Here is an 18,813-nt window from a genome sequence, read left to right on the forward strand (position 1 = left end):
TCAGGTTTCCGTGTACAACGAACGGGCTTGAGTCCAGACCCGATCAAGATTCTGTTCGGAAAGTTGTAGAGCTTCCGGGAACATCGTTGAAAGCCATTGTTGTCGTTTCAACAGAGTGTCAGCCTCAAAAAATGTTTGCTGCGATGCGAGCACTCTGAATTTTAGGAATTCAAGCAACCTTGCACGCAGGCGAATCGTGTCCATGAGTTTGATTCGTCCGCCTTCATCTCGAAGTTGAATGGTGCTGCCGGGTTCAATCCCCCTTAAGTGGGGTGCAAGCAACTCCAACGTTGTTGGAGGTTGCCAATGACGTTCTTTGGTCTCGGGGTGGGCGTAGTAAATCCATCCGTTCACAACGTCAGTTTCATTTGCTTTGATCTCCACAGTCCAGAACGAGAATGTTTCAGGGGGGTGGAATTCGGTCCAATTCACGTTCTCGAAACAGTGATCTGGATTTGTGAGAGAAACCTCGAGTGGCGAAAAATCGATGTTTAGTGTGCCGTAATGACAGCCCGATAAGTCAAGCCCGAAGCCCTGGAAAACAGGGACTTGCATTCGAATCGTTCCATCTGGATACGGAGATTCTTTACTTGATCCGGAGGCGACTCCATGGCCAGCGCAGAGACGCCCAGTGAGCCAATTAGCACTCATGGATTAGCGAGTTCACGATGGCGGCAGCTCTCACAGGGGCCTTCCGGCCACACGGCGCAACGGAGCAAAGGGCTGCGAGCATTGAACCGACACTTCGGATCACCGATCACCCAGCCGTGTCGCCAGTGTGTTGCATCAGCTGGTCGAGCTTGGGGTTTCACCATCAAGGCCACCGATGCCATCACATAGCGACCGTTACGAAGGGCATAACGGTGACGACGTTGCATCACAAGAAAGGATTGCTCTTCAACAAAAAGCCAGCGTCCCGGTTGTGGTGGATCTTCCAGATCAACGCGATGGATCAAACGGTCACCACTGATATGACGAAGTTCAACAAGCATGGCTTTCATCCTGATCGAGATCATTGCTGCGGATCGACATTCCCCAGCCAAATAGCATCAGCACCACCAACAGGGTGAGCCAATCGGGTTGATTGAGACTGGGGAGAACAACGTGAACAATCAGGCGCAACGCCACAAAGGCAACAGCGAGAAATCCAGCCGTTTCCAGCCGTGGGTAGAGATCAAGCCAGCGGATGAACAGAGCGGACGTGAAGCGCAGCGCCACGATGCCAATGAAGGCACCTGCACTGATCAACAAAATTTGATCACTGATGGCAACTGCTGCGGCAACGCTATCAATGGAAAAGGCCAGATCTGTGAAGGCCAACAGCAGAACAGTGTTGAGGAAAGGGCGTGACAGAGCCCTGGATTCACTGCCTTCGATGGAGTCCGCGTCATCGCCTGATCGATTGCTGAAGTGATCCACCACCAGCCACACCAGATAGACGGCAGCCAGAAGTTGCACCCATGCGTTTTGCAACACCCATTGGGCGACAACGATCAAGGCGATCCTCAAGACCAATGCAATGCCGATGCCCAGGTTGAAGGCAAGGCGTTCCTTCTCCGGTTGGCGGCTGCTTCTGGCGATGGCAGCAAGGGCCACGGCATTGTCGGCGGAGAGGATCAGCTCCAGCAACACCAGAACGGGGAGCAGTGACACAACCTCTCTCCATTGATCGGCACCTTCGAAGAAATCCGAGAGTGAGGGGAGCGAAGTGATGTCCATCGCGGCAGCCTAGAAAGTGCAAGCGCTGTTCCATTGCGATGCAGATCCGGGCCGAGCTGTGTCACGTCGACACCCTGCGATGCATCGTGCGAGTTGAGGCATGGCACGACGGCTCTCTGCAGGGCAGTGCCCTTGGTGAATCCGCGACGGCGGAGGAAGCGGAGGAAAGGGCTTTGCAGCGCCTGAACACCAGGCTCGAGGCCACTGGGCGCGCACGACCCACACAGACTTCGGCTCGTCTCGAAGCCAAGGCGAATGATGGGGACGCAAAGGCGGTCCACGTCGAAAGGCCAAGAAAGCTTGATCAGGCCGAGCCCGAGTCCGTTTCCGCTTCGCCCCCTCCGGCCCCACAGGAGCTCGCCGTTACAGCCTCTGACAATCCTCCGTCCGAAACCCCCACGGATCCTGACGATTGGAGTGATGAGCTGACCGCCATCGATATGGAAATCAGACGTATCGGTTGGTCTCGGGGGCAGGAGCAGGAGTACTTGACTCGTGCTTTCGGTCTTGGCAGCCGGCACAAGCTGACGCGCTATGCCGATTTGGTGGCCTATCTGCGTCAGCTGAAGTTGATCCAAGCCAACGACGATGCGTCAACCGCGCCAGCTCCTATCCGCCGTGGTGATCTGCTCCAGCAAGGAGATTCAATGTTGAAGCAGCTGGGCTGGAACTCCGATCAAGCCCGGGCTTTTCTCCAACAACAACTTGGGTCCACCACTCGTCAACAGCTGAGTGATGAACAGCTGCTGCAGTTCAACATGCTGCTGGAGGAGCAAGCTATGAAAACGCCGAGCTGATTTCTTTAGCTGAAAAGCCTTTGCTGACTGTGCTTCTCAGGTTTTAGGGAAAGGTTGTTTGCGTGCAGTAGTGCCCTTTCGGAACTGCTTCAGAGCCTTTTGCGTGCGTTTTTGCGTGCAGGGCCATCGTTTTGCGTGCACGTGAGCCCTACAGCCGCATTGCAGCCATCTCAGAGGCGTTCAAGATCGTCAACAGCAACGTGCTGGAGGCTGAGCAACGCAAGCAGTTCCAGGCGATCAGAGCGCATCTGGACAGACTTGAGGACGGTGGTGCACAGGTGATCGATGTTTAGTTCCCGCCTCCCTGCAAGTAGGCACCGCAATACGTGTAGGCGGCGCCGTAATCGTCGAACCCCTTTTTCTTGGCGATCTTTTCTGCCATGTCGTTGTCAAAGGTCGCCAGCAACCTGGCGCATTCATCCCGTTGTGATGAACAGGCTGAAAGCAGCCAGATGGCTGGCAGCAGGAGCAGGAGCTTTCTCATGCGCCAAGGATGGCAGCGCTGATCACCCACATCACCCGTCCTTATGAGAAGTCAGTCACAGTCAATGATTTGGCCGGATGAGAGACATTCCGTCGGTGTCGGAGGTTACAAGGGTCACAGGTCTTCACAGGAGATTTTCTGAAATCAAAAAATGACCAAATGATCTGTTGCTGATCCCGCTGTTTGGCCCCATATTTGCCAAGCGCGAGCAGGGTGAATTCCCTCACACGCGACGGCCTCGGAAGAGCGATCCGAGAGCTGGCAGAACCCCTGTCTCCTGCGTGAGCGATCGCTGGAGACAATGTTCTGTGCAACGGAATTGTGAAGAGAGTTAGTGCGTTCGTAGGGAACCTATGTAACGCGGCGAACGTGCGTTCACCGATGCCGCATCGCTCGGGAAGGACAGAGTTCTTCTCGCGGCCTCAGTAGCCTCCCTTCCTTAGGAGCCGTTAGGCCCTGGAGGGTGCTGCCTGCTGCTCATGCGCCAAGGATGGCAGCGGTTCAGACCCTTGGGCAGATGTGAGTCACAAGGTCAGCGTTGACCCAGTTGATGACGCCGGTATCGACATCAGCAACCTGGAACAACGTTGGAACCTTGGGGTTTCTGGCACCGCCATCCACCCAAATCACATCAGCCATGCGCCAGGCACCTTCCGTGTCAGTGACGATCACGGTCATGCCTGGCTTGACATGCAGGAAAACGGGATCCGACTTGGGCGCTGCAACGGCGCTTGCATGATCAACCGACATACCCACAGAGCTGGTACGGCTGTATTAGTGCAGGAGTAGGTCGCAGGTCCAGGAAATGAATCGGAAGACTGCGAACAGCAGGCATCACGCCCGGGGCTGCCTAGGGCAGTCACAAGCATTCCCAATCAAATAAGCGTGCTTTTTTGGTTGCAGATTGTCGAGGTTCGTTGAAAACCAGGTCAGTCACTCAAACTGTTGCTGCTGGAGGAGCAGCAAATGAAAGCGGCGAGCTGATGGTTGCTTTCCCCATGCGCCAAAGTTGGCAGCAGCTCAGGCTTCGATTTCAGTCTTCTGAACTGCGATCTCGCCGATACCGGTCAGGGCTGAAAAACCAAATGATTAACCGGGTGGTGAACCAGGCGAGCAAAATGCCCAGAACTATCGAGACAAGCGCCTCCACAACAATTATTCAGAGAACATCAGCCGGAGCTGGATATCCTCAATATGCCGTGCTGATCAAGGGCTGAAGAGCGACCGTTAACGGTCAGTCGCGAACTGGTTCGTCCTCGTCTTTGGGTGCCTCGACTTGAGGCTGGTACTTGACCACTGACTTTGACGCGAGGGAGGCCGCGAGACGCTGCAGCTGCGCTTCCCGCAGTGCGGCGGGGATGTCGAGAATTCGTTCAGTCATCAATTGGCGTTTCCAAACACCCTCTGCAACCTATCCATTTCTCCCGCTTCTTTCGAGAAGGGGGAGATGTCTCCTTTGGGGCGATAACGAGCTCCCTTCTGCCATGCTTTCAGGGCTAGTTGAACGATGAACTCAACTGCGGAAGTTGAACTGCAGCCTGTTTTTGGGCTTTTGATACTTGATGACATTCATGACCTGAAGGCCGGTATTTTCGGACTTCCTTTCTTCAGAGAGAGCTTTGAGGATCATTGAGCCACAGGAATGCCAATCTTGATCCACTTCGATCAGTTCCTTGGCCCGTGAATAATATTCGGCAGCTTTAGCCAAATGATTAGACTTTTGATCCGAGGTTTTTGATGATATAGCTGATGTGATGGACTTTGACTCGTCTAGTTGAATTATACAGCATGCTTTTCAAAAAAAGCATGCTTTTGGGCGGTCTCTAGCGGCGCGCTTTTCTGTACAGAGTTTGATTCACGAGCGGAAAGGCATAGGGCATTGGGTTGATTTCATTCTTGATAGATGAAAAGCAGGCCGCGGAGCCATCCGAATAGCCATCTTCGAGAATCCATTCTTTGGCTTGTTGAAGGGTTAATCCATATCGCATTCGAGCTTCAAGGTTGAATGCCGCCTCATAGCTTTGGCAGGCACCAGTTTGCGCTTTCATGCTTTGACCAAAAAGCAGCAGCATCAGACCAGCGTTACCAGCAAAAGCATTCCTAAACAAGGGGACTGAAGGGATAAAAAAAGATCACTATGTCTACGGCTGCGTGATCAGGGAGAAGGTCTCACTCCGTAATCCCAGCCCAGTACATATTGCCTTGACGATCGGATTTACCAGAAGAGGTGCCTTCAAATCTCAACGTTTTGAATCTTTAACTTGTCAAAGTTACACGTTGCTTTCGCGATAGGTTCAGGTATGGAAGAATCCACGCTTGTTGTACGGCAGCTGATCAACGAGCTTCGGGATGACATATCCGAAGCAGGCCGTGAACTGAGAAATCGGAACACTTGGGATCTTCAATGCCCCGTCGTCATCATTGACGCCCGAACCGAACCGAACCGGGTTGTTCGAACTTCGGTACGTGGCATCACCGGTGCAATAGCCACCAGCAACGTGATCGACGATCCATTGATGCAGTCTTTTCTGGAACGCTTCCGTGAGATTGGTGCTGATCAAGCACGGGAGGAATTTCTGCAGGGTCCAGAGGCAGAACGCTTCGCGGAACTCTGGGACATTTACACCGACGAAGCCCAACAGCAGGGTTTAGCGGTCTGGTCCCATAGTGATGCCGCCAAATTTGTGCTCAAGTCGAAAACCTGTTTTGACGATGGTCAGTTGGCCTGTGTGGCCATCACTTCCAGTGACCATCGAGAGGCCCATGACGTGCTGACCTTTTCAGTGGATGCCTGCTGGTTGTCTTGAGATCCCCCTCAGTTTCAAACACACCAGAGATCAGGAACGGATCAGTTGCACAACGACCAAAAGCGCTGAGGCTGCCAATGGCCAAAGCAACCAAGTCAGCTGAGGAACGGTAAGCGCGAGCGCTATCCCGACCACAAAGAAAATCAAAAAACGGCCGAGGGTCATGAAGGCACCGATACCGACGTATTGAACCGAAAACACCGCTTTAGGCCAGTTTTTCGGGCCTCGATCTGGGAGCTTGTTCTGGATTCAACAGGAAGGGGATCGACGAGGCCACGAGAACTCCACCAACCGTGAGCAACACCAGCAGTGGGATGGGCCGGACCAGCGGCTGACGCTGTAACGGGGTCGCGCAGCTGGAGCAGAGCGGAATCAAGCCTTTGGGGGGATGCAACATCAAGCCGGGCCGCAACAACAGGACGGGCAGCGAAAGCGCGGCATCGACCGGTGAAACGCAGCTCCTGGCACCTTATTGCGAAGATCATGGACTGCCGAGGCCTGCTCCATGCCGCTCCGTTCCCTGGTGACCAAGTTGCAGGAAACTGCACTCACCGGTGAGCTTGATGAGCGCTCAAGCCGCACTGAACGTCTGTTGATGCGCGGAGCTGGTCGTTGCAGCCGCGCTCTGGTGGCCAGTGCCCTCTCTCAACGACGGGACGCACCTCTGCTGGTTGTAGTGCCGACGCTTGAGGAAGCAGGGCGCTGGACGGCGCTGTTGGAATTAATGGGGTGGGGCCAGGCAAGCCTGTACCCCACCAGTGAAGGCTCTCCCTATGAACCCTTCGATCCCACAAGTGAAATCACCTGGGGGCAGCTTCAGATTCTGAGTGACCTGTTGGGGGAACCCAACGCGGCGTCCTGGGCCATCGTGGCCACGGAACGTTGTTTGCAGCCCCATCTCCCCCCGCCGGATGTTCTGAAAACAAAAACGCGCACCTTGCGCAAAGGGGATGAGGTTGATCTAGAGGCACTGGGCGAGACGCTGGCCCAACTTGGCTACGAGCGGGTCACCACCATTGAGCAGGAGGGGAGCTGGAGCCGTCGCGGCGACATCGTCGACATCTTCCCGGTGAGCAGTGAGCTGCCTGTTCGACTCGAATTCTTCGGAGAGGAGCTCGACAAGCTGCGGGAATTCGATCCCGCCAGCCAACGCTCACTGGACCCCGTCGATGCGCTTCGACTCACACCAACAGGGTTTGGGCCTCTGATTGCGGACCAGCTCAGAGAGACAATGCCCGATGGACTGGAGCAACTGCTCGGTTCTGAGGGCACAGAGCAGCTTTTGAACGGCGGGACACCGGAGGGCATGCGCCGGCTGATGGGTCTCGCCTGGGGGCAACCCGCTTCACTGCTCGACTACCTGCCGGACACCACAACAGTGGTGATCGATGAGCGACGTCAGGGCCTAGCCCACGGACAACAGTGGCTCAGCCATGTGGAGGAACATCACCACGACATGGCTGCTGAGGCGGGCCTGGACGAGGGAGATCGTGATCGGGTCTGGCCAGCGGTTCTGCACCGTGAGATTGAAGCCGCCTATGCCCTGACGGAGGTCTTCCATGGCTTTGACATGGCAGAACTGCTGGAAGTTGACCAGCACCCCAACAGCTTCGACCTCGCCAGCCGCCCTGTTGCGGCCTACCCCAACCAATTCGGAAAACTCGGGGAACTGATCAAGGGATTTCAAACTGAACGCACGGCGGTTTGGTTGGTGTCTGCACAACCCAGCCGAGCGGTTGCGCTGCTGGAGGAGCACGACTGCGTTAGTCGGTTTGTGCCGAACGCGGGAGACAGCAATGCCATTTCCCGTCTGATTGAGCAGAACACCCCCGTCGCCCTGAAGGTAAGGGGCACGGCCGAACTTGAGGGTTTGCAGCTGCCGGCTTGGCGGATTGCTCTGGTCACCGACCGTGAATTCTTTGGCCAGCAGAGCCTCAGTTCCAGTGGCTATGTGCGCCGTCGTCGCAAGGCCGCCAGCCGCACGGTGGATCCCAACAAGATGCGCCCGGGCGATTTCGTGGTGCATCGGAACCATGGCATCGGCCGCTTCAAAGCCATGGAAAAACTCGCGATGTCCGGCGACATCCGCGACTACCTCGTGGTGCAGTACGCAGATGGAATCCTTCGGGTTGCCGCCGATCAACTCGGCAGCCTTGGGCGTTATCGGGCCACGAGTGAAACACCCCCGCAGCTCAACCGCATGGGTGGCACGGCCTGGAACAAGGCCAAGGAACGGGCCAAGAAGGCGGTTCGCAAGGTTGCCCTTGATCTTGTGAAGCTGTACGCAGAACGCCAACAGGCCGCAGGCTTTGCCTTCCCCACCGATGGCCCCTGGCAGGTGGAAATGGAGGAGTCGTTCCCCTATGACCCGACGCCGGATCAACTGAAGGCCACGGCCGACGTGAAACGGGACATGGAACGGCAGGAGCCGATGGACCGACTGGTGTGCGGGGACGTTGGCTTCGGCAAGACCGAAGTTGCGATCCGCGCCATCTTCAAAGCCATCACCGCTGGAAAACAGGTGGCGATGCTGGCCCCAACCACGGTGTTGGCTCAGCAGCACTGGCGCACGCTCTCGGAACGCTTCGCGCCATATCCGATCAAGGTGGCTCTGCTGAATCGTTTCCGGACGGCGTCGGAACGCAAATCCATTCTCGATGGCCTGAAGCAGGGAATCATCGACGCCGTGGTGGGAACCCACCAGCTGCTCAGCAAAGGAGCGTCGTTCCAAGAGCTTGGTCTTTTGGTGGTGGATGAAGAACAGCGCTTCGGTGTGAACCAGAAGGAAAAGATCAAAGTGCTGCGGAAGGACGTCGACGTGCTGACCCTGTCGGCAACGCCGATTCCCAGAACGCTCTACATGAGCCTTTCGGGGGTGCGGGAGATGAGCCTGATCACCACACCACCGCCACTGCGCCGTCCAATCAAGACGCATCTGGCTTCTCTGGATCCGGAGGCGGTGCGCAGCGCCATCCGCCAGGAACTGGATCGTGGGGGCCAGGTCTTTTATGTGGTTCCCCGGGTGGAAGGAATCGAGGAGGTGGCAGCAGGCCTACGGGAAATGCTGCCAGGCCTGAAGCTTTTGGTGGCTCACGGTCAGATGGCCGAGGGCGAACTGGAGAACGCCATGGTGGCGTTCAACGCCGGTGAAGCCGACGTGATGCTCTGCACCACGATTGTGGAAAGCGGCCTGGACATTCCTCGTGTCAACACGATCCTGATTGAGGACGCCCACCGCTTTGGCCTGGCCCAGCTGTACCAATTGCGGGGACGGGTCGGTCGCAGTGGGATTCAGGCCCATGCCTGGTTGTTCTATCCGGGCAACGCATCGCTGAGCGACACCGCTCGTCAGCGGCTGCGCGCCATTCAGGAGTTCGCCCAACTGGGCAGTGGATACCAGCTCGCCATGCGGGATATGGAGATCCGTGGGGTCGGAAATCTCCTCGGCGTGCAGCAGAGCGGCCAGATGGAAACCATCGGCTTTGACCTCTACATGGAAATGCTGCAGGAATCCCTGGCGGAAATTCAGGGTCAAGACATCCCCAGCGTTGAAGACACCCAGGTGGACCTCCCCGTCACGGCCTTCGTGCCTGCGGACTGGATCACTGATCCGGATGAGAAGATCGCGGCCTACCGGGCTGCCTCCGACTGCCTCACCGCCGAGGCCCTGGTGGAGCTGGCTGCGGGTTGGGCCGATCGCTACGGAGCGCTGCCCGCTGCCGTGGTGTCGCTTCTGCAGCTGATGGAGCTCAAACTGCTGGCGAAGCGGTGCGGCTTCTCCAGGATCAAACCGGAAAAGCCCAACATCGTGCTCGAAACTCCCATGGAGGAACCGGCGTTCCGTTTGCTGCGCCAGGGATTGCCCCAGCATCTGCATGGTCGTTTGGTGTATCAGGCCGGCAGCGGCATCCAGCACAAGGTGATGGCCCGCGGTCTTGGTGTTCTCCCCATGGAGAAGCAACTGGAACAGCTGATGGAATGGCTGCGTCTGATGGCAGCCCAGATTCCCGATGCCGATGGCAAAACGGAGGCACAGCGGCAGGAGGAACTGCGTGCCAAGAATGCAGAGGTGGTTCAGGTCTGAAGCCTGAACCCAATTCTGAGAAAAACGTTACCAACCACGCAATTCTTCGTTACATTGGTACCAGCAAAATCCGTTGACATGGGTGAATTCGTCGAGATCGGTGCTGGTGGCGTCTCTCTGGAACTGATCAGCGGCGTTTTCTGTGCAACCGCGCTTGGTGTGTATGCCCTGTTCCAGCCCGGCGCTTCAGACGATGACGACTCCAACGGTGGTGGCGGCGGCGGACTGATGCAGCCGATCTCCTGAGCTACTGCAACGCGTAGCTGAGGTTGGCTAGGCCGGGTTGATAGGTCTTGCCTGCCTGAATTTTCTTCAATTGGTTCATGAGGGTCCCCTCAGCTGTCCTGTACTGACTGTCCTTCTGGGTACCCAGGTCTTCAACCGAGAAGTTCTTGATCTCCTGCTTCGACATCGCCGCTTCGATGTCCGGTTGGATTCCGTTCTTGTGAATATCGGTTCCCTTGGGTGTGAGGTACTTCGCGATGGTGACCGTCAGACCGGATCCATCGGCCAATCCGCGAACGGCCTGGACAAGCCCTTTGCCGAAGGTCTTCTGTCCAACGAGTTGGGCACGGGAATTGTCCTGAAGTGCCCCTGAAAGAATTTCGCTGGCACTGGCGGATCCCTGATCAATCAGAACGACCAGAGGTTTATCGGTGATTGCACTACCCGTGGCGCGCCTCACATCGCGGATTCCTGCGCGGGTTCGGGTGCTAACGATGGTGCCCTCGTTGAGCCATTGGCGGGCGATGTCCACACTGGCCTCAAGCAAGCCGCCGGGATTGCTGCGTAGATCCAGCACGTAGCCCTCAGCAGCCTGTGATTCCAGATCCTTGATGGCCGCACGCATCTCACGCGTGGCGTTGGCATTGAATTGCTTGAGACGGATGTAGCCCACCTTGCGGCCATTGGGCGCCGTGTTGAGCATCGCCTTCACGGCATGAATCTCAATGCGCGCCCGTTTCAAGGGCACATCCAGCACCTGACTCTGGCGCCTGAGTCCCAGCACCACATCGGTGCCTTCCGGACCACGGATCAACTTGACGGCGTCCTCGGTGGTCATGCCTTTGGTCGAGGCACCATCGATGGAAACGATCACATCCTTGGGCTGAACGCCCGCACGGGATGCAGGGGTGCCCTCAATCGGGGAGACAACAATCAGCTCTTTCGTATCTTTGTCGAGACTGAGCTGAATCCCCACGCCCATCAACTCACCGGAGGTGTCGATCTGCATTTCCTTGAACTCCTTCGGATCAAGGAAACGCGTGTAAGGGTCATCGAGGCTGACCAGCATGCCCCGGATCGCCTCGTAGGACTCGGCGCTGCCTCCATAAGACTTGCTCAGCAGATTGCTCCGCAACTGGCGCCACGTTCTTTCGTCGTAGGAGCCCGTGGAATCGAGGTAATCGCGATAAACGATCTGCCAGACCTGATCAATCACCTCCTTGGGGCTGTCGTGTATCGATCCCCCGGATGCCGATGGAAGGGAAAGGCCTGGTGAGCTGATGCCCATGGCGGTGACCACACCGCCGACACCGAGCATCAGCAGCAACGGAGTCGAACGAACCAAAGAACGCAGGCGCTGACTCCGAACCATGGCCCTTCAGGACTGATTCTTCAGACTAACGAGATCAGGCGGGCTCCACCCAGCGACCGTCCTCTTTGATCAACTGGATCAGAGCTTCAACGCCCTCAGCTTCAGGCACCTTGCGGATTTCATCACGACCGCGATACAGAGCAATGGTTCCAGGCCCTTTGCCCACGTAGCCGTAATCAGCATCGGCCATCTCTCCGGGCCCATTGACGATGCATCCCATCACAGCAACGTCAAGACCCTGGAGATGCTTGGTGGCATCCCGCACCTTATGCAGCACCTCTTCGAGATTGAACAGGGTGCGACCGCAGCTGGGGCAGGCGACGTACTCGACCATGGTCTTGCGCAGACCCAGGGATTGAAGAATCGAGTAGCAGACGGGGATTTCCTTTTCAGGAGCCTCCGTCAATGAGACCCGGAGGGTGTCTCCCAATCCATCGGCCAACAGGGTGGCAATGCCTGCGGTGCTCTTGATCCGGCCGTAATCACCGTCACCGGCTTCGGTCACGCCCAGGTGCAGAGGGTAATTGAAGCCTTCCTTGTCCATGGTGTCCGCCATCAGGCGATAGGCCGCAAGCATCACCGGCGCCCGCGAGGCCTTCATCGAAATCACGATGTTGTGGAAATCAAGTTCGTGACAGATCCGCACAAATTCCATCGCTGATTCGACCATCCCCTCAGGGGTGTCGCCATAGGTGAACAGCATCCGCTCCGCCAGGGAGCCATGGTTCACACCAATTCGCAGCGCCTTGTTCTGATCCCGCAGCAGGGTCACCAATGGCTCGAACGTCTCACGGATGCGCTGGCCGATGGCGGCAAATTCTTCTTTGCTGAACTCCTGCCGATCGGGATCGGGTTTGTCGAAAACAAATAGCCCGGGATTGATCCGAACTTTGTCGACATGCTTGGCGACTTCAAGGGCGATTTTGATGCCGTTGTGGTGGACATCCGCCACCAGGGGAACCATGCAGCCCTGCTCTCGAAGTGCAGCACGAATTTTGGCCATAGCCTTCGCATGGCCAATCGAAGGCGTCGTCACACGAACGATTTCACAGCCAGCTTCCACAAGCCGAAGGATTCCTGCGACGGACCCATCTATATCGAGGGTGTCCTCGTTGATCATCGACTGAACAACCACAGGATGCTCACTGCCGATCGGCACATCACCCACCATCACGGTGCGGGTCACACGTCGATGGATCTTGGTGTCGTAACGCCGATCCAGGGCAGTCATGAAGCTCAATTAGAAGCAACCCAAGGCTCGCACAGGCGCTGTTGGACTGCGGCCAGGTCCTGTTGTGTCAGATCCAGGGGCGCGCCGGCTGCTTTGGAGGGATTGCGCAGCAGATAAGAGGGGTGAAAAATCGGCATCACCGCCCGTCCATTCCAGCTCTGCCACTGCCCACGAAGCTGGGTCATGCCCCCCTTGATGCCAAGGATGGTCTCCACAGCGGTGGCTCCCATCAGCACGATCACCTTGGGGTCAACGGCCTCCAGTTGAAGGTCAAGCCAGGCCCGACAGGCGGCCAACTCAACTTTTTTCGGCCGTCGGTTGTTGGGAGGTCGGCATTTGATCGCGTTGCAGATGTAGAGGTCATGCTCGGGATCCAGATCCACATCCCGCAGCAGTTGATCGAGGGCACGTCCTGAACGGCCGACAAACGGGACGCCCTGAGCATCTTCCTGAGCCCCTGGTGCTTCACCGATCAGCATCAGATCCGCTTTGGGATTGCCGCGGCTGATTACAACGGTCTGGCGCGAACTGGAGAGGTCACAGGTAGTGCAAGAACTGCAGGCCTCCAGGCTGGAGAGAGTCATGACATCGGAGCAACAGAGGCAAGGGGAGCCAGGAGCAACAGGGGATTGCCCTCCGGATCTTGGATCCAGGCCTCAGCACCAAAGGGCTCAAGCCGCGCCTCCTCGAGGAGCGATCCACCACGCTTCAGGGCGTTACTGAGCAGCCTTTGAAGTTCAGGCAGGGGTTCCTGCGATGGGGAGAGCCTCAAACAGGGCGCCAGCGCTCGCCCTCGGGCTGGAAAAGAGCGCCGGCGTGAAGGCCTGTAGATCTCCAGCTGGGTGCCATCGCTGAATTGAACGATGTAGTGGTGCTCCGCCAGCCCAGGCTTCAACGTGGCTTGAAACAGCTCGCTGTAGAACGTCGCCAACCTGGCGCTGTCTTCCGCAGCCAAGACCCAGCTGATCTGTATCGCATTCATGGGCGCTGAGAAATCAAGGTTGTCTGCGACACCATCTGCGGCAGGATGATGACGTTTTAAACGCACCGCGGGGAGGTGCGTTACCGATGCCGCGCCCGCCAGAACTTTCCGACCGGGCTGTCGCCCTCAAACCGTCGCTGACGCTGGAGATCAGCGCCAAGGCCAAAGCACTGCGCGACAGCGGTAGGGACATCTGCAGCCTCAGTGCCGGTGAGCCGGACTTTGCGACGCCTGCATTCATCGTTGAAGCGGCCCAGCGTGCTCTGGGATCCGGCTTCACCCGCTACGGCCCCGCCGCGGGGGACCCCGATCTGCGTGCTGCTCTGGCCCACAAACTCAGCGTCGAAAACGGGATTCCAACCCAGCCCGAGCAGGTGCTGGTCACCAACGGTGGCAAGCAAGCCATCTACAACCTGTTCCAGGTGCTGCTCAATCCCGGCGACGAAGTTCTGTTGCCGGCGCCCTACTGGCTGAGCTATCCCGAGATGGCGGCCTTGGCCGGGGCGAGCACCAGGATCATCCCCACCAAAGCGGAGGAAAGCTTCCGTCTCGACCTCGATCTGCTGGAGCAGCAGATCACCCCACGCAGCCGACTGCTGGTGATCAATTCCCCTGGCAACCCCAGCGGCCAGGTGATGACACGGGCCGAACTGGAGGCCCTGGCCGCGCTGGTGGCCCGTCACCCCCAGCTGATAGTGATGACCGATGAGATCTATGAATATCTCCTTGCCGATGGTCAGCAGCACTGCAGCTTTGCGGCCATTGCCGAAGAGATCCGCTCGCGCTGCTTCACCGTGAACGGCTTTGCCAAAGGCTGGGCGATGACCGGCTGGCGCCTCGGTTATCTGGCTGGAGATGCTGCCGTGATCAAGGCTGCTTCAGCCCTTCAGAGCCAGAGCACCAGCAATGTGTGCAGCTTTGCTCAACGGGGCGCACTGGCGGCGATCGAAGCGCCTCGAGATTGCGTGCGCGAGATGGCCATCAGCTACAACCGCCGCCGAACTCTGCTCACTGAAGGGCTTCAGGCTCTGGAGGGCATCACCCTGATGCCTCCTCAAGGGGCCTTCTACGCCTTCCCCCGCCTGCCGGACGGCATGCCCGATTCGATGGAGTTCTGCCGGCAAGCCCTGGAACAGGAAGGCCTGGCCATGGTTCCGGGTCTGGCCTTCGGCGATGACCGCTGCATTCGACTCTCCTGTGCCGTAGCTGATGAGACGATCAACGATGGACTGATGCGACTGAAGCGGCTGCTTCGTTCCTTCTGATCCGATCTCATCATTCTCTTTTTCTGAATGTCTGTACGAGAACGCAGGGCCGTGGTGGCCACCGGTTTGATTGCCGGGCTCGCACTCACGGCCAGTGTTTCCAGTTGCGGCGCACCCCAGAACGACGCCAAACAGGCCGTTCTGCAGATCGGTGCCATCCCCGACCAGAACCCCGAGAAACTCAATCGCCTCTACGGCACACTCTCTGCGGAACTCAGCGAAAAGCTGGATGTTCCCGTGCGGTATGCGCCGGTCAGCAATTACGCGGCGGCAGTGAGTGCCTTCCGCACCGGCAGCGTTGATCTGGTCTGGTTCGGTGGACTCACCGGTGTGCAGGCCCGGCTGCAGACGCCTGGAGCCCGGGTGCTGGCGCAACGGGACATCGATGCAGAGTTCACCAGTGTGTTCATCGCCAATGGCGCCAGTGGTTTGCGCCCCTTCACCAGTGCCAACCAACTGGTTGAGCTGAAGGGACGCCGACTGACCTTCGGTTCGGAGAGTTCCACCTCCGGCCGCCTGATGCCCCAGTTCTTCATGGGGGAAAACGGCGTGAAACCTGAGGATCTGGCGGGGGGCGGCCCTGGCTTCAGCGGAAGCCACGACGCCACTATTGCGGTGGTGCAGAGCGGTGCCTTCGAGGTGGGCGCCTTGAACGAGCAGGTCTGGCGCGGCAATGTGGCGGACGGCCGCGTGGATCCCGGCAAGGTGTCGGTGATCTGGAGGACGCCGCCCTACGTGGACTACCACTGGGTTGTACGACCCGGTCTGGATGAGCGCTTTGGCGAAGGTTTCACCAACAAGCTGCAGAGCGCGTTGCTGGACCTTTCGGCAGACACAGATGACGGCGCCACGATTCTTGAGTTGTTCGGTGCCGAACGCTTCATCCCCGCCAAGAATGAGGACTACGTGATGATCGAAACGGTGGGCCGCCAACTCGGAAAGATCCGTTGACGGCGCTGCTGGAGCTGCACCAGGTCTGCCTGGGGCAACGGCTCCAACCGATCACCCTCATCCTTCGTGCGGACCAGCGTGTGGTTTTGCTCGGTGCCAGTGGCGCCGGCAAAACCACGTTGCTAAAGCTCTGCAACGGGGCATTAAGCCCCGATTCAGGATCCGTGCACTGGTGTGGTCGCCCCCATCAGCAGTTGTGCCGCCGGCAACGGCGCCAAATCGGCACGCTCTGGCAGGACCTGCGCCTGGTGGAGGAACTGAGTGTGATCCAGAACATCAACAGCGGTGCCCTGGGACGCCATGGGCTGCTCTGGGCGATTCGGAACCTGCTGGGTCCCCTGGACCCAAACACCTGCCTGGAGCTGATGCACCAGGTGAAACTGGAAGCAGATCTGCTTGAGCAGCCCGTGCGTGAGCTCTCCGGAGGGCAGCGCCAACGGGTGGCTCTGGGCCGTCTGTTGCATCAACGGCCTGAACTCGTGCTGGCGGACGAACCCCTCTCCGCCCTTGATCCCAGCCTCGCCGAAGACGTTCTCAACACCCTGCTTCTCTTGCCGGGCTGTCTGATCAGCCTGCATCGGCCGGATCTGATACACCGTTTCGATCGGGTTCTGGGGCTCCGTGATGGTGCCCTTGTGATCGATGCAGCTCCAGACACCATTCATCGGGATCAGCTGGAATGGCTCTACGCATCGACCTGAAGCCAGCCCTGCCGTTGATCCCATTGCTGCCGGGGCTCAGCCTGCTCGGCATTCTTGTGGTGATGTTGCGCGATGGTCACGGCGGCGGACTTTCAGTTCTTCAACAGTTCGCGGCTGGGGCCGTGCAGCCCTCCATCGACCCCATCGTTTTGGGCAGCTTGCTCAACGGGCTCCAGATCACCCTGGTGATCGCCGTGATGTCCTGGGGCATCAGCAGTGTTCTCGGCGTGGGTCTCGGACTCCTGAGCTCAAGCACCTTCTGGGAAATCCAGGCGGGCGTGCGTTGGCCTGCCGTGATCTTGCGCCGTTGGCTGGCGCCCCTGCGCGCTGTGCATGAACTGGTCTGGGGGCTGATGCTGCTGCAGGTGTTCGGGCTGAATGGCTGGGTTGCGATCTGCGCCATCGCGATTCCTTACACGGTTCTGATGGCGCGGGTGATCGCCGATCAGGTGGATTGCCACGTTTCACCGGCCATTCCCGTCCTCAAGGGAGCCGGCGCCACGCCATGGGCCGTGATGCTCACCGGGCTGGTCCCACCGCTGGCAGAGCCGATCAGCGACCACATCGGCCACCGCCTCGATTGCGCACTTCGTTCAGCCTTGATTCTGGGCGTTTTCGGCCTCGGAGGACTGGGGACAGACCTCAGCCTCAGCCTGCGCTCGCTTCAATTTCAGGAGCTGTGGAGTGGGCTTTGGATGCTGGCCATCGCCATGGTGGTGCTCGACCGACTTCTGCGAACGCTGCGCAGCTGGTCACGCATGCTGATTCTTCCCGTGGCCATGGCCAGCCCCTGGGCTGCCCTTGGCTGGGGAACACAGCTGGATCTGCAGCTGGCCTGGCCAGTGGCTGAGTGGTCGATGGTTGTCGGCAACCTCATCGACGGATCCCAGGGATTCAATACTGCCCTTGAGATCTCCTGGCCCGGGGTGATTGGAGCCACGGTGTGGATCACCCTGATCGGCGGTTGTGTTGCCACCGGGCTTCCACCGCTGTTGCTGCTGGTTTGGCCCAGCCAGGCCAGCCTGCGGCTGCAGGGAGTCGTTTGGGGGGCGTTGCGACTCATCCCGGCCCCTCTCACCGCACTCCTGCTGCTGATGCTGGCCAAACCAAGCTTGAGCCTGGCGGGGCTGGCCCTGGGGCTGCACCACGGCGGTGTGATGGGTCGGGTGCTGATCGACGAGATCCGCAGCACGGGATTGGGTTCCGCCCAGACCATGAAGGCCTGCGGCGCCCCCAACCGGGTGAGCTGGCTTTACGGCCCCCTGGCGGATGTGAGTCGCGCTTACCTCACCTATGCGACCTACCGATTGGATGTGATCCTGCGCGACACCGCGATCATCGGCATGGTGGGGGGAGCTGGTCTGGGCTGGCAGCTGATGGAGGCCCTCAGCTCGTTTCATTGGTGGTTGGTGCTCTGGATCGTGCTCATTTCCGCAGTGCTCACACTGCTGGGTGAGAGCCTGGGGGAACGACTTCAGGGGAGCTGGAACAGCCGGGCCATGGCCTTATGAGCGGTGCGAACGACGCCCCCCGTCAGCTGATCGTGCTCGGGGACAGTGGCGTACATGGTTGGGGTGACCGTGAATCGGGTGGCTGGTGCCAGCGGCTGCGCCTGCGCTGGATGAACCTACCCAGCGCTCCAGTGGTGTACCCCCTTGGCATCCGCGGGGATGGCCTGGAACGCGTGGCCGCCCGCTGGCGCAGCGAGTGGAGCTGCCGCGGCGAACTGCGGCGCCAAACACCGGGCGGACTTCTACTCAGTATCGGGCTGAATGACACCGCCCGCGTTGGTCGGTTCGACGGCAGACCCCAACTGGATGTGGAGGCCTTTTCGTTCGGCCTGGGACAACTTCTCAATGAGATGACCCAGGAGGTGCAGGTGTTTGTGCTGGGCCTCACTGCGGTGGATGAGCACGTGATGCCCTTTGCCGGCTGCCTCTGGTACAGCAACAGCCAGATCGCGGCAACGGAGGCCGTGATGGCCGAACAGTGCCGTGAGGCGGATGTTCCCTTCCTATCCATGCATCAGGAGATGCAGGAGGAGCCCGACTGGTTGACCTGGATGGAACCCGATGGGATCCATCTCAATGCCGACGGCCACCGCTGGCTCGACCAGCGCTTGGGTCAATGGGCGCCTCTGCAGGAGTGGGCCGGACTCGCTGCGTTTAACACATCAACACCTATCAGCATGTAAA

General features: G+C 58.6%; 23 protein-coding genes. 11 read left to right on the forward strand and 12 right to left on the reverse strand.

Annotated features, from left to right (window positions below; all coding sequences use genetic code 11):
• The 3 genes from FZZ85_RS02975 to FZZ85_RS02985 all read right to left on the reverse strand — a co-directional run bounded on the left by FZZ85_RS02975 (nucleotide 1) and on the right by FZZ85_RS02985 (nucleotide 1,719).
• Complete coding sequence (locus FZZ85_RS02975) at nucleotides 1–555, reverse strand: hypothetical protein (RefSeq protein ID WP_370631122.1); 555 nt, start codon at nucleotides 553–555, stop codon at nucleotides 1–3.
• A gap of 92 nt (nucleotides 556–647) precedes the next feature.
• Nucleotides 648–992 (reverse strand): DUF6464 family protein, encoded by a 345-nt coding sequence (locus tag FZZ85_RS02980; RefSeq protein ID WP_226412102.1) that lies wholly within the window; start codon nucleotides 990–992, stop codon nucleotides 648–650.
• Nucleotides 982–1,719: a DUF475 domain-containing protein gene (locus tag FZZ85_RS02985; RefSeq protein ID WP_226412104.1), complete on the reverse strand. Its 738-nt coding sequence runs from the start codon at nucleotides 1,717–1,719 to the stop codon at nucleotides 982–984. Before FZZ85_RS02985 ends, FZZ85_RS02980 begins: the two co-directional genes overlap by 11 nt.
• A 38-nt stretch (nucleotides 1,720–1,757) precedes the next feature.
• Here FZZ85_RS02985 and FZZ85_RS02990 point away from each other — a divergent pair, with 38 nt between their 5' ends.
• Nucleotides 1,758–2,516, forward strand: a complete 759-nt coding sequence (locus FZZ85_RS02990) for a hypothetical protein (protein WP_226412106.1) — start codon at nucleotides 1,758–1,760, stop codon at nucleotides 2,514–2,516.
• Between the two features lie 131 nt (nucleotides 2,517–2,647).
• The gene (locus tag FZZ85_RS02995; RefSeq protein ID WP_226412108.1) at nucleotides 2,648–2,809 is read left to right on the forward strand and encodes a hypothetical protein; all 162 of its coding nucleotides are present in this window, start codon (nucleotides 2,648–2,650) and stop codon (nucleotides 2,807–2,809) included.
• Here the strand turns inward: FZZ85_RS02995 and FZZ85_RS03000 are convergent.
• Complete coding sequence (locus FZZ85_RS03000) at nucleotides 2,806–3,000, reverse strand: hypothetical protein (RefSeq protein WP_226412110.1); 195 nt, start codon at nucleotides 2,998–3,000, stop codon at nucleotides 2,806–2,808. The genes FZZ85_RS02995 and FZZ85_RS03000 overlap by 4 nt on opposite strands.
• 501 nt (nucleotides 3,001–3,501) lie before the next feature.
• Entirely contained in the window at nucleotides 3,502–3,750 is a 249-nt protein-coding gene (locus FZZ85_RS03005; protein WP_226412112.1) for a DUF3104 domain-containing protein, read from the reverse strand.
• Nucleotides 3,751–3,917: 167 nt separating this feature from the next.
• Here FZZ85_RS03005 and FZZ85_RS03010 point away from each other — a divergent pair, with 167 nt between their 5' ends.
• Nucleotides 3,918–4,217, forward strand: coding sequence for a hypothetical protein (locus tag FZZ85_RS03010; protein WP_226412114.1), 300 nt, complete (start codon nucleotides 3,918–3,920; stop codon nucleotides 4,215–4,217).
• 17 nt (nucleotides 4,218–4,234) lie between these two features.
• On the opposite strand, the gene FZZ85_RS03015 is transcribed toward FZZ85_RS03010, so the two are convergent.
• The 3 genes from FZZ85_RS03015 to FZZ85_RS03025 all read right to left on the reverse strand — a co-directional run bounded on the left by FZZ85_RS03015 (nucleotide 4,235) and on the right by FZZ85_RS03025 (nucleotide 5,072).
• Complete coding sequence (locus FZZ85_RS03015) at nucleotides 4,235–4,381, reverse strand: hypothetical protein (protein WP_226412116.1); 147 nt, start codon at nucleotides 4,379–4,381, stop codon at nucleotides 4,235–4,237.
• Between the two features lie 132 nt (nucleotides 4,382–4,513).
• Entirely contained in the window at nucleotides 4,514–4,708 is a 195-nt protein-coding gene (locus FZZ85_RS03020; RefSeq protein ID WP_226412118.1) for a hypothetical protein, read from the reverse strand.
• Nucleotides 4,709–4,823: 115 nt separating this feature from the next.
• A complete protein-coding gene (locus FZZ85_RS03025; RefSeq protein ID WP_226412120.1) occupies nucleotides 4,824–5,072 on the reverse strand; it encodes a hypothetical protein in 249 nt (82 codons plus the stop codon).
• Nucleotides 5,073–5,300: 228 nt separating this feature from the next.
• Here FZZ85_RS03025 and FZZ85_RS03030 point away from each other — a divergent pair, with 228 nt between their 5' ends.
• The 3 genes from FZZ85_RS03030 (at nucleotide 5,301) to FZZ85_RS03040 (ending at nucleotide 10,137) form a co-directional block, all read left to right on the forward strand.
• Nucleotides 5,301–5,807 (forward strand): hypothetical protein, encoded by a 507-nt coding sequence (locus FZZ85_RS03030; protein ID WP_226412122.1) that lies wholly within the window; start codon nucleotides 5,301–5,303, stop codon nucleotides 5,805–5,807.
• A gap of 505 nt (nucleotides 5,808–6,312) precedes the next feature.
• The gene (gene mfd / locus FZZ85_RS03035; protein WP_226412124.1) at nucleotides 6,313–9,891 is read left to right on the forward strand and encodes a transcription-repair coupling factor; all 3,579 of its coding nucleotides are present in this window, start codon (nucleotides 6,313–6,315) and stop codon (nucleotides 9,889–9,891) included.
• 78 nt (nucleotides 9,892–9,969) lie between these two features.
• Nucleotides 9,970–10,137 carry a hypothetical protein gene (locus tag FZZ85_RS03040; RefSeq protein ID WP_006849887.1) on the forward strand — a complete coding sequence of 56 codons (168 nt, stop codon included), beginning with the start codon at nucleotides 9,970–9,972 and terminating at the stop codon, nucleotides 10,135–10,137.
• Between the two features lies 1 nt (nucleotide 10,138).
• Here the strand turns inward: FZZ85_RS03040 and FZZ85_RS03045 are convergent, their stop codons facing one another.
• From FZZ85_RS03045 to FZZ85_RS03060, 4 genes are read right to left on the reverse strand one after another with little or no spacing between them, the layout of a single operon-like run.
• Entirely contained in the window at nucleotides 10,139–11,488 is a 1,350-nt protein-coding gene (locus FZZ85_RS03045; RefSeq protein WP_226412126.1) for a S41 family peptidase, read from the reverse strand.
• Between the two features lie 34 nt (nucleotides 11,489–11,522).
• Nucleotides 11,523–12,719, reverse strand: coding sequence for a (E)-4-hydroxy-3-methylbut-2-enyl-diphosphate synthase (gene ispG, locus FZZ85_RS03050; RefSeq protein ID WP_115009012.1), 1,197 nt, complete (start codon nucleotides 12,717–12,719; stop codon nucleotides 11,523–11,525).
• Between the two features lie 5 nt (nucleotides 12,720–12,724).
• Nucleotides 12,725–13,303, reverse strand: a complete 579-nt coding sequence (locus FZZ85_RS03055; RefSeq protein WP_226412128.1) for a uracil-DNA glycosylase — start codon at nucleotides 13,301–13,303, stop codon at nucleotides 12,725–12,727.
• Nucleotides 13,300–13,701 (reverse strand): VOC family protein, encoded by a 402-nt coding sequence (locus tag FZZ85_RS03060; protein WP_226412130.1) that lies wholly within the window; start codon nucleotides 13,699–13,701, stop codon nucleotides 13,300–13,302. The genes FZZ85_RS03055 and FZZ85_RS03060 overlap by 4 nt, the downstream gene beginning before the upstream one ends.
• An 86-nt stretch (nucleotides 13,702–13,787) precedes the next feature.
• On the opposite strand from FZZ85_RS03060, the gene FZZ85_RS03065 reads away from it, so the two are divergent.
• Genes FZZ85_RS03065 through FZZ85_RS03085 form a run of 5 tightly spaced genes read left to right on the forward strand, consistent with a single transcriptional unit; the run spans nucleotide 13,788 to nucleotide 18,812 of the window.
• The gene (locus tag FZZ85_RS03065; RefSeq protein WP_226412132.1) at nucleotides 13,788–14,966 is read left to right on the forward strand and encodes a pyridoxal phosphate-dependent aminotransferase; all 1,179 of its coding nucleotides are present in this window, start codon (nucleotides 13,788–13,790) and stop codon (nucleotides 14,964–14,966) included.
• A gap of 27 nt (nucleotides 14,967–14,993) precedes the next feature.
• The gene (locus tag FZZ85_RS03070) at nucleotides 14,994–15,917 is read left to right on the forward strand and encodes a putative selenate ABC transporter substrate-binding protein (protein ID WP_226412134.1); all 924 of its coding nucleotides are present in this window, start codon (nucleotides 14,994–14,996) and stop codon (nucleotides 15,915–15,917) included.
• Entirely contained in the window at nucleotides 15,914–16,618 is a 705-nt protein-coding gene (locus FZZ85_RS03075; protein WP_226412136.1) for an ATP-binding cassette domain-containing protein, read from the forward strand. The genes FZZ85_RS03070 and FZZ85_RS03075 overlap by 4 nt, the downstream gene beginning before the upstream one ends.
• On the forward strand, nucleotides 16,597–18,129 hold the full coding sequence (locus tag FZZ85_RS03080; RefSeq protein ID WP_226412138.1) for an ABC transporter permease: 1,533 nt from the start codon (nucleotides 16,597–16,599) through the stop codon (nucleotides 18,127–18,129). Before FZZ85_RS03075 ends, FZZ85_RS03080 begins: the two co-directional genes overlap by 22 nt.
• Entirely contained in the window at nucleotides 18,126–18,812 is a 687-nt protein-coding gene (locus FZZ85_RS03085) for a GDSL-type esterase/lipase family protein (protein ID WP_226412140.1), read from the forward strand. The genes FZZ85_RS03080 and FZZ85_RS03085 overlap by 4 nt, the downstream gene beginning before the upstream one ends.
• Nucleotide 18,813: the final 1 nt, after the last annotated feature.

The organism is Synechococcus sp. MU1642, assembly GCF_020514115.1.
GTDB lineage: Bacteria > Cyanobacteriota > Cyanobacteriia > PCC-6307 > Cyanobiaceae > Parasynechococcus.

Excerpts from the sequence above, each read along its gene's own strand:
- FZZ85_RS02990 (WP_226412106.1), top strand. The coding sequence starts at position 1,758 with ATGCAGATCCGGGCCGAGCTGTGTCACGTCGACACCCTGCGATGCATC.
- FZZ85_RS03040 (WP_006849887.1), top strand. The coding sequence starts at position 9,970 with ATGGGTGAATTCGTCGAGATCGGTGCTGGTGGCGTCTCTCTGGAACTG.
- FZZ85_RS03030 (WP_226412122.1), top strand. The coding sequence starts at position 5,301 with ATGGAAGAATCCACGCTTGTTGTACGGCAGCTGATCAACGAGCTTCGG.
- FZZ85_RS03080 (WP_226412138.1), top strand. The coding sequence starts at position 16,597 with ATGGCTCTACGCATCGACCTGAAGCCAGCCCTGCCGTTGATCCCATTG.
- FZZ85_RS03060 (WP_226412130.1), bottom strand. The coding sequence starts at position 13,701 with ATGAATGCGATACAGATCAGCTGGGTCTTGGCTGCGGAAGACAGCGCC.
- FZZ85_RS03045 (WP_226412126.1), bottom strand. The coding sequence starts at position 11,488 with ATGGTTCGGAGTCAGCGCCTGCGTTCTTTGGTTCGTTCGACTCCGTTG.
- FZZ85_RS02975 (WP_370631122.1), bottom strand. The coding sequence starts at position 555 with ATGCAAGTCCCTGTTTTCCAGGGCTTCGGGCTTGACTTATCGGGCTGT.
- FZZ85_RS02985 (WP_226412104.1), bottom strand. The coding sequence starts at position 1,719 with ATGGACATCACTTCGCTCCCCTCACTCTCGGATTTCTTCGAAGGTGCC.
- FZZ85_RS03025 (WP_226412120.1), bottom strand. The coding sequence starts at position 5,072 with ATGCTGCTGCTTTTTGGTCAAAGCATGAAAGCGCAAACTGGTGCCTGC.
- mfd (WP_226412124.1), top strand. The coding sequence starts at position 6,313 with ATGCCGCTCCGTTCCCTGGTGACCAAGTTGCAGGAAACTGCACTCACC.
- FZZ85_RS03085 (WP_226412140.1), top strand. The coding sequence starts at position 18,126 with ATGAGCGGTGCGAACGACGCCCCCCGTCAGCTGATCGTGCTCGGGGAC.
- FZZ85_RS02980 (WP_226412102.1), bottom strand. The coding sequence starts at position 992 with ATGCTTGTTGAACTTCGTCATATCAGTGGTGACCGTTTGATCCATCGC.
- ispG (WP_115009012.1), bottom strand. The coding sequence starts at position 12,719 with ATGACTGCCCTGGATCGGCGTTACGACACCAAGATCCATCGACGTGTG.
- FZZ85_RS03065 (WP_226412132.1), top strand. The coding sequence starts at position 13,788 with ATGCCGCGCCCGCCAGAACTTTCCGACCGGGCTGTCGCCCTCAAACCG.
- FZZ85_RS03070 (WP_226412134.1), top strand. The coding sequence starts at position 14,994 with ATGTCTGTACGAGAACGCAGGGCCGTGGTGGCCACCGGTTTGATTGCC.
- FZZ85_RS03000 (WP_226412110.1), bottom strand. The coding sequence starts at position 3,000 with ATGAGAAAGCTCCTGCTCCTGCTGCCAGCCATCTGGCTGCTTTCAGCC.
- FZZ85_RS03005 (WP_226412112.1), bottom strand. The coding sequence starts at position 3,750 with ATGTCGGTTGATCATGCAAGCGCCGTTGCAGCGCCCAAGTCGGATCCC.
- FZZ85_RS03015 (WP_226412116.1), bottom strand. The coding sequence starts at position 4,381 with ATGACTGAACGAATTCTCGACATCCCCGCCGCACTGCGGGAAGCGCAG.
- FZZ85_RS03055 (WP_226412128.1), bottom strand. The coding sequence starts at position 13,303 with ATGACTCTCTCCAGCCTGGAGGCCTGCAGTTCTTGCACTACCTGTGAC.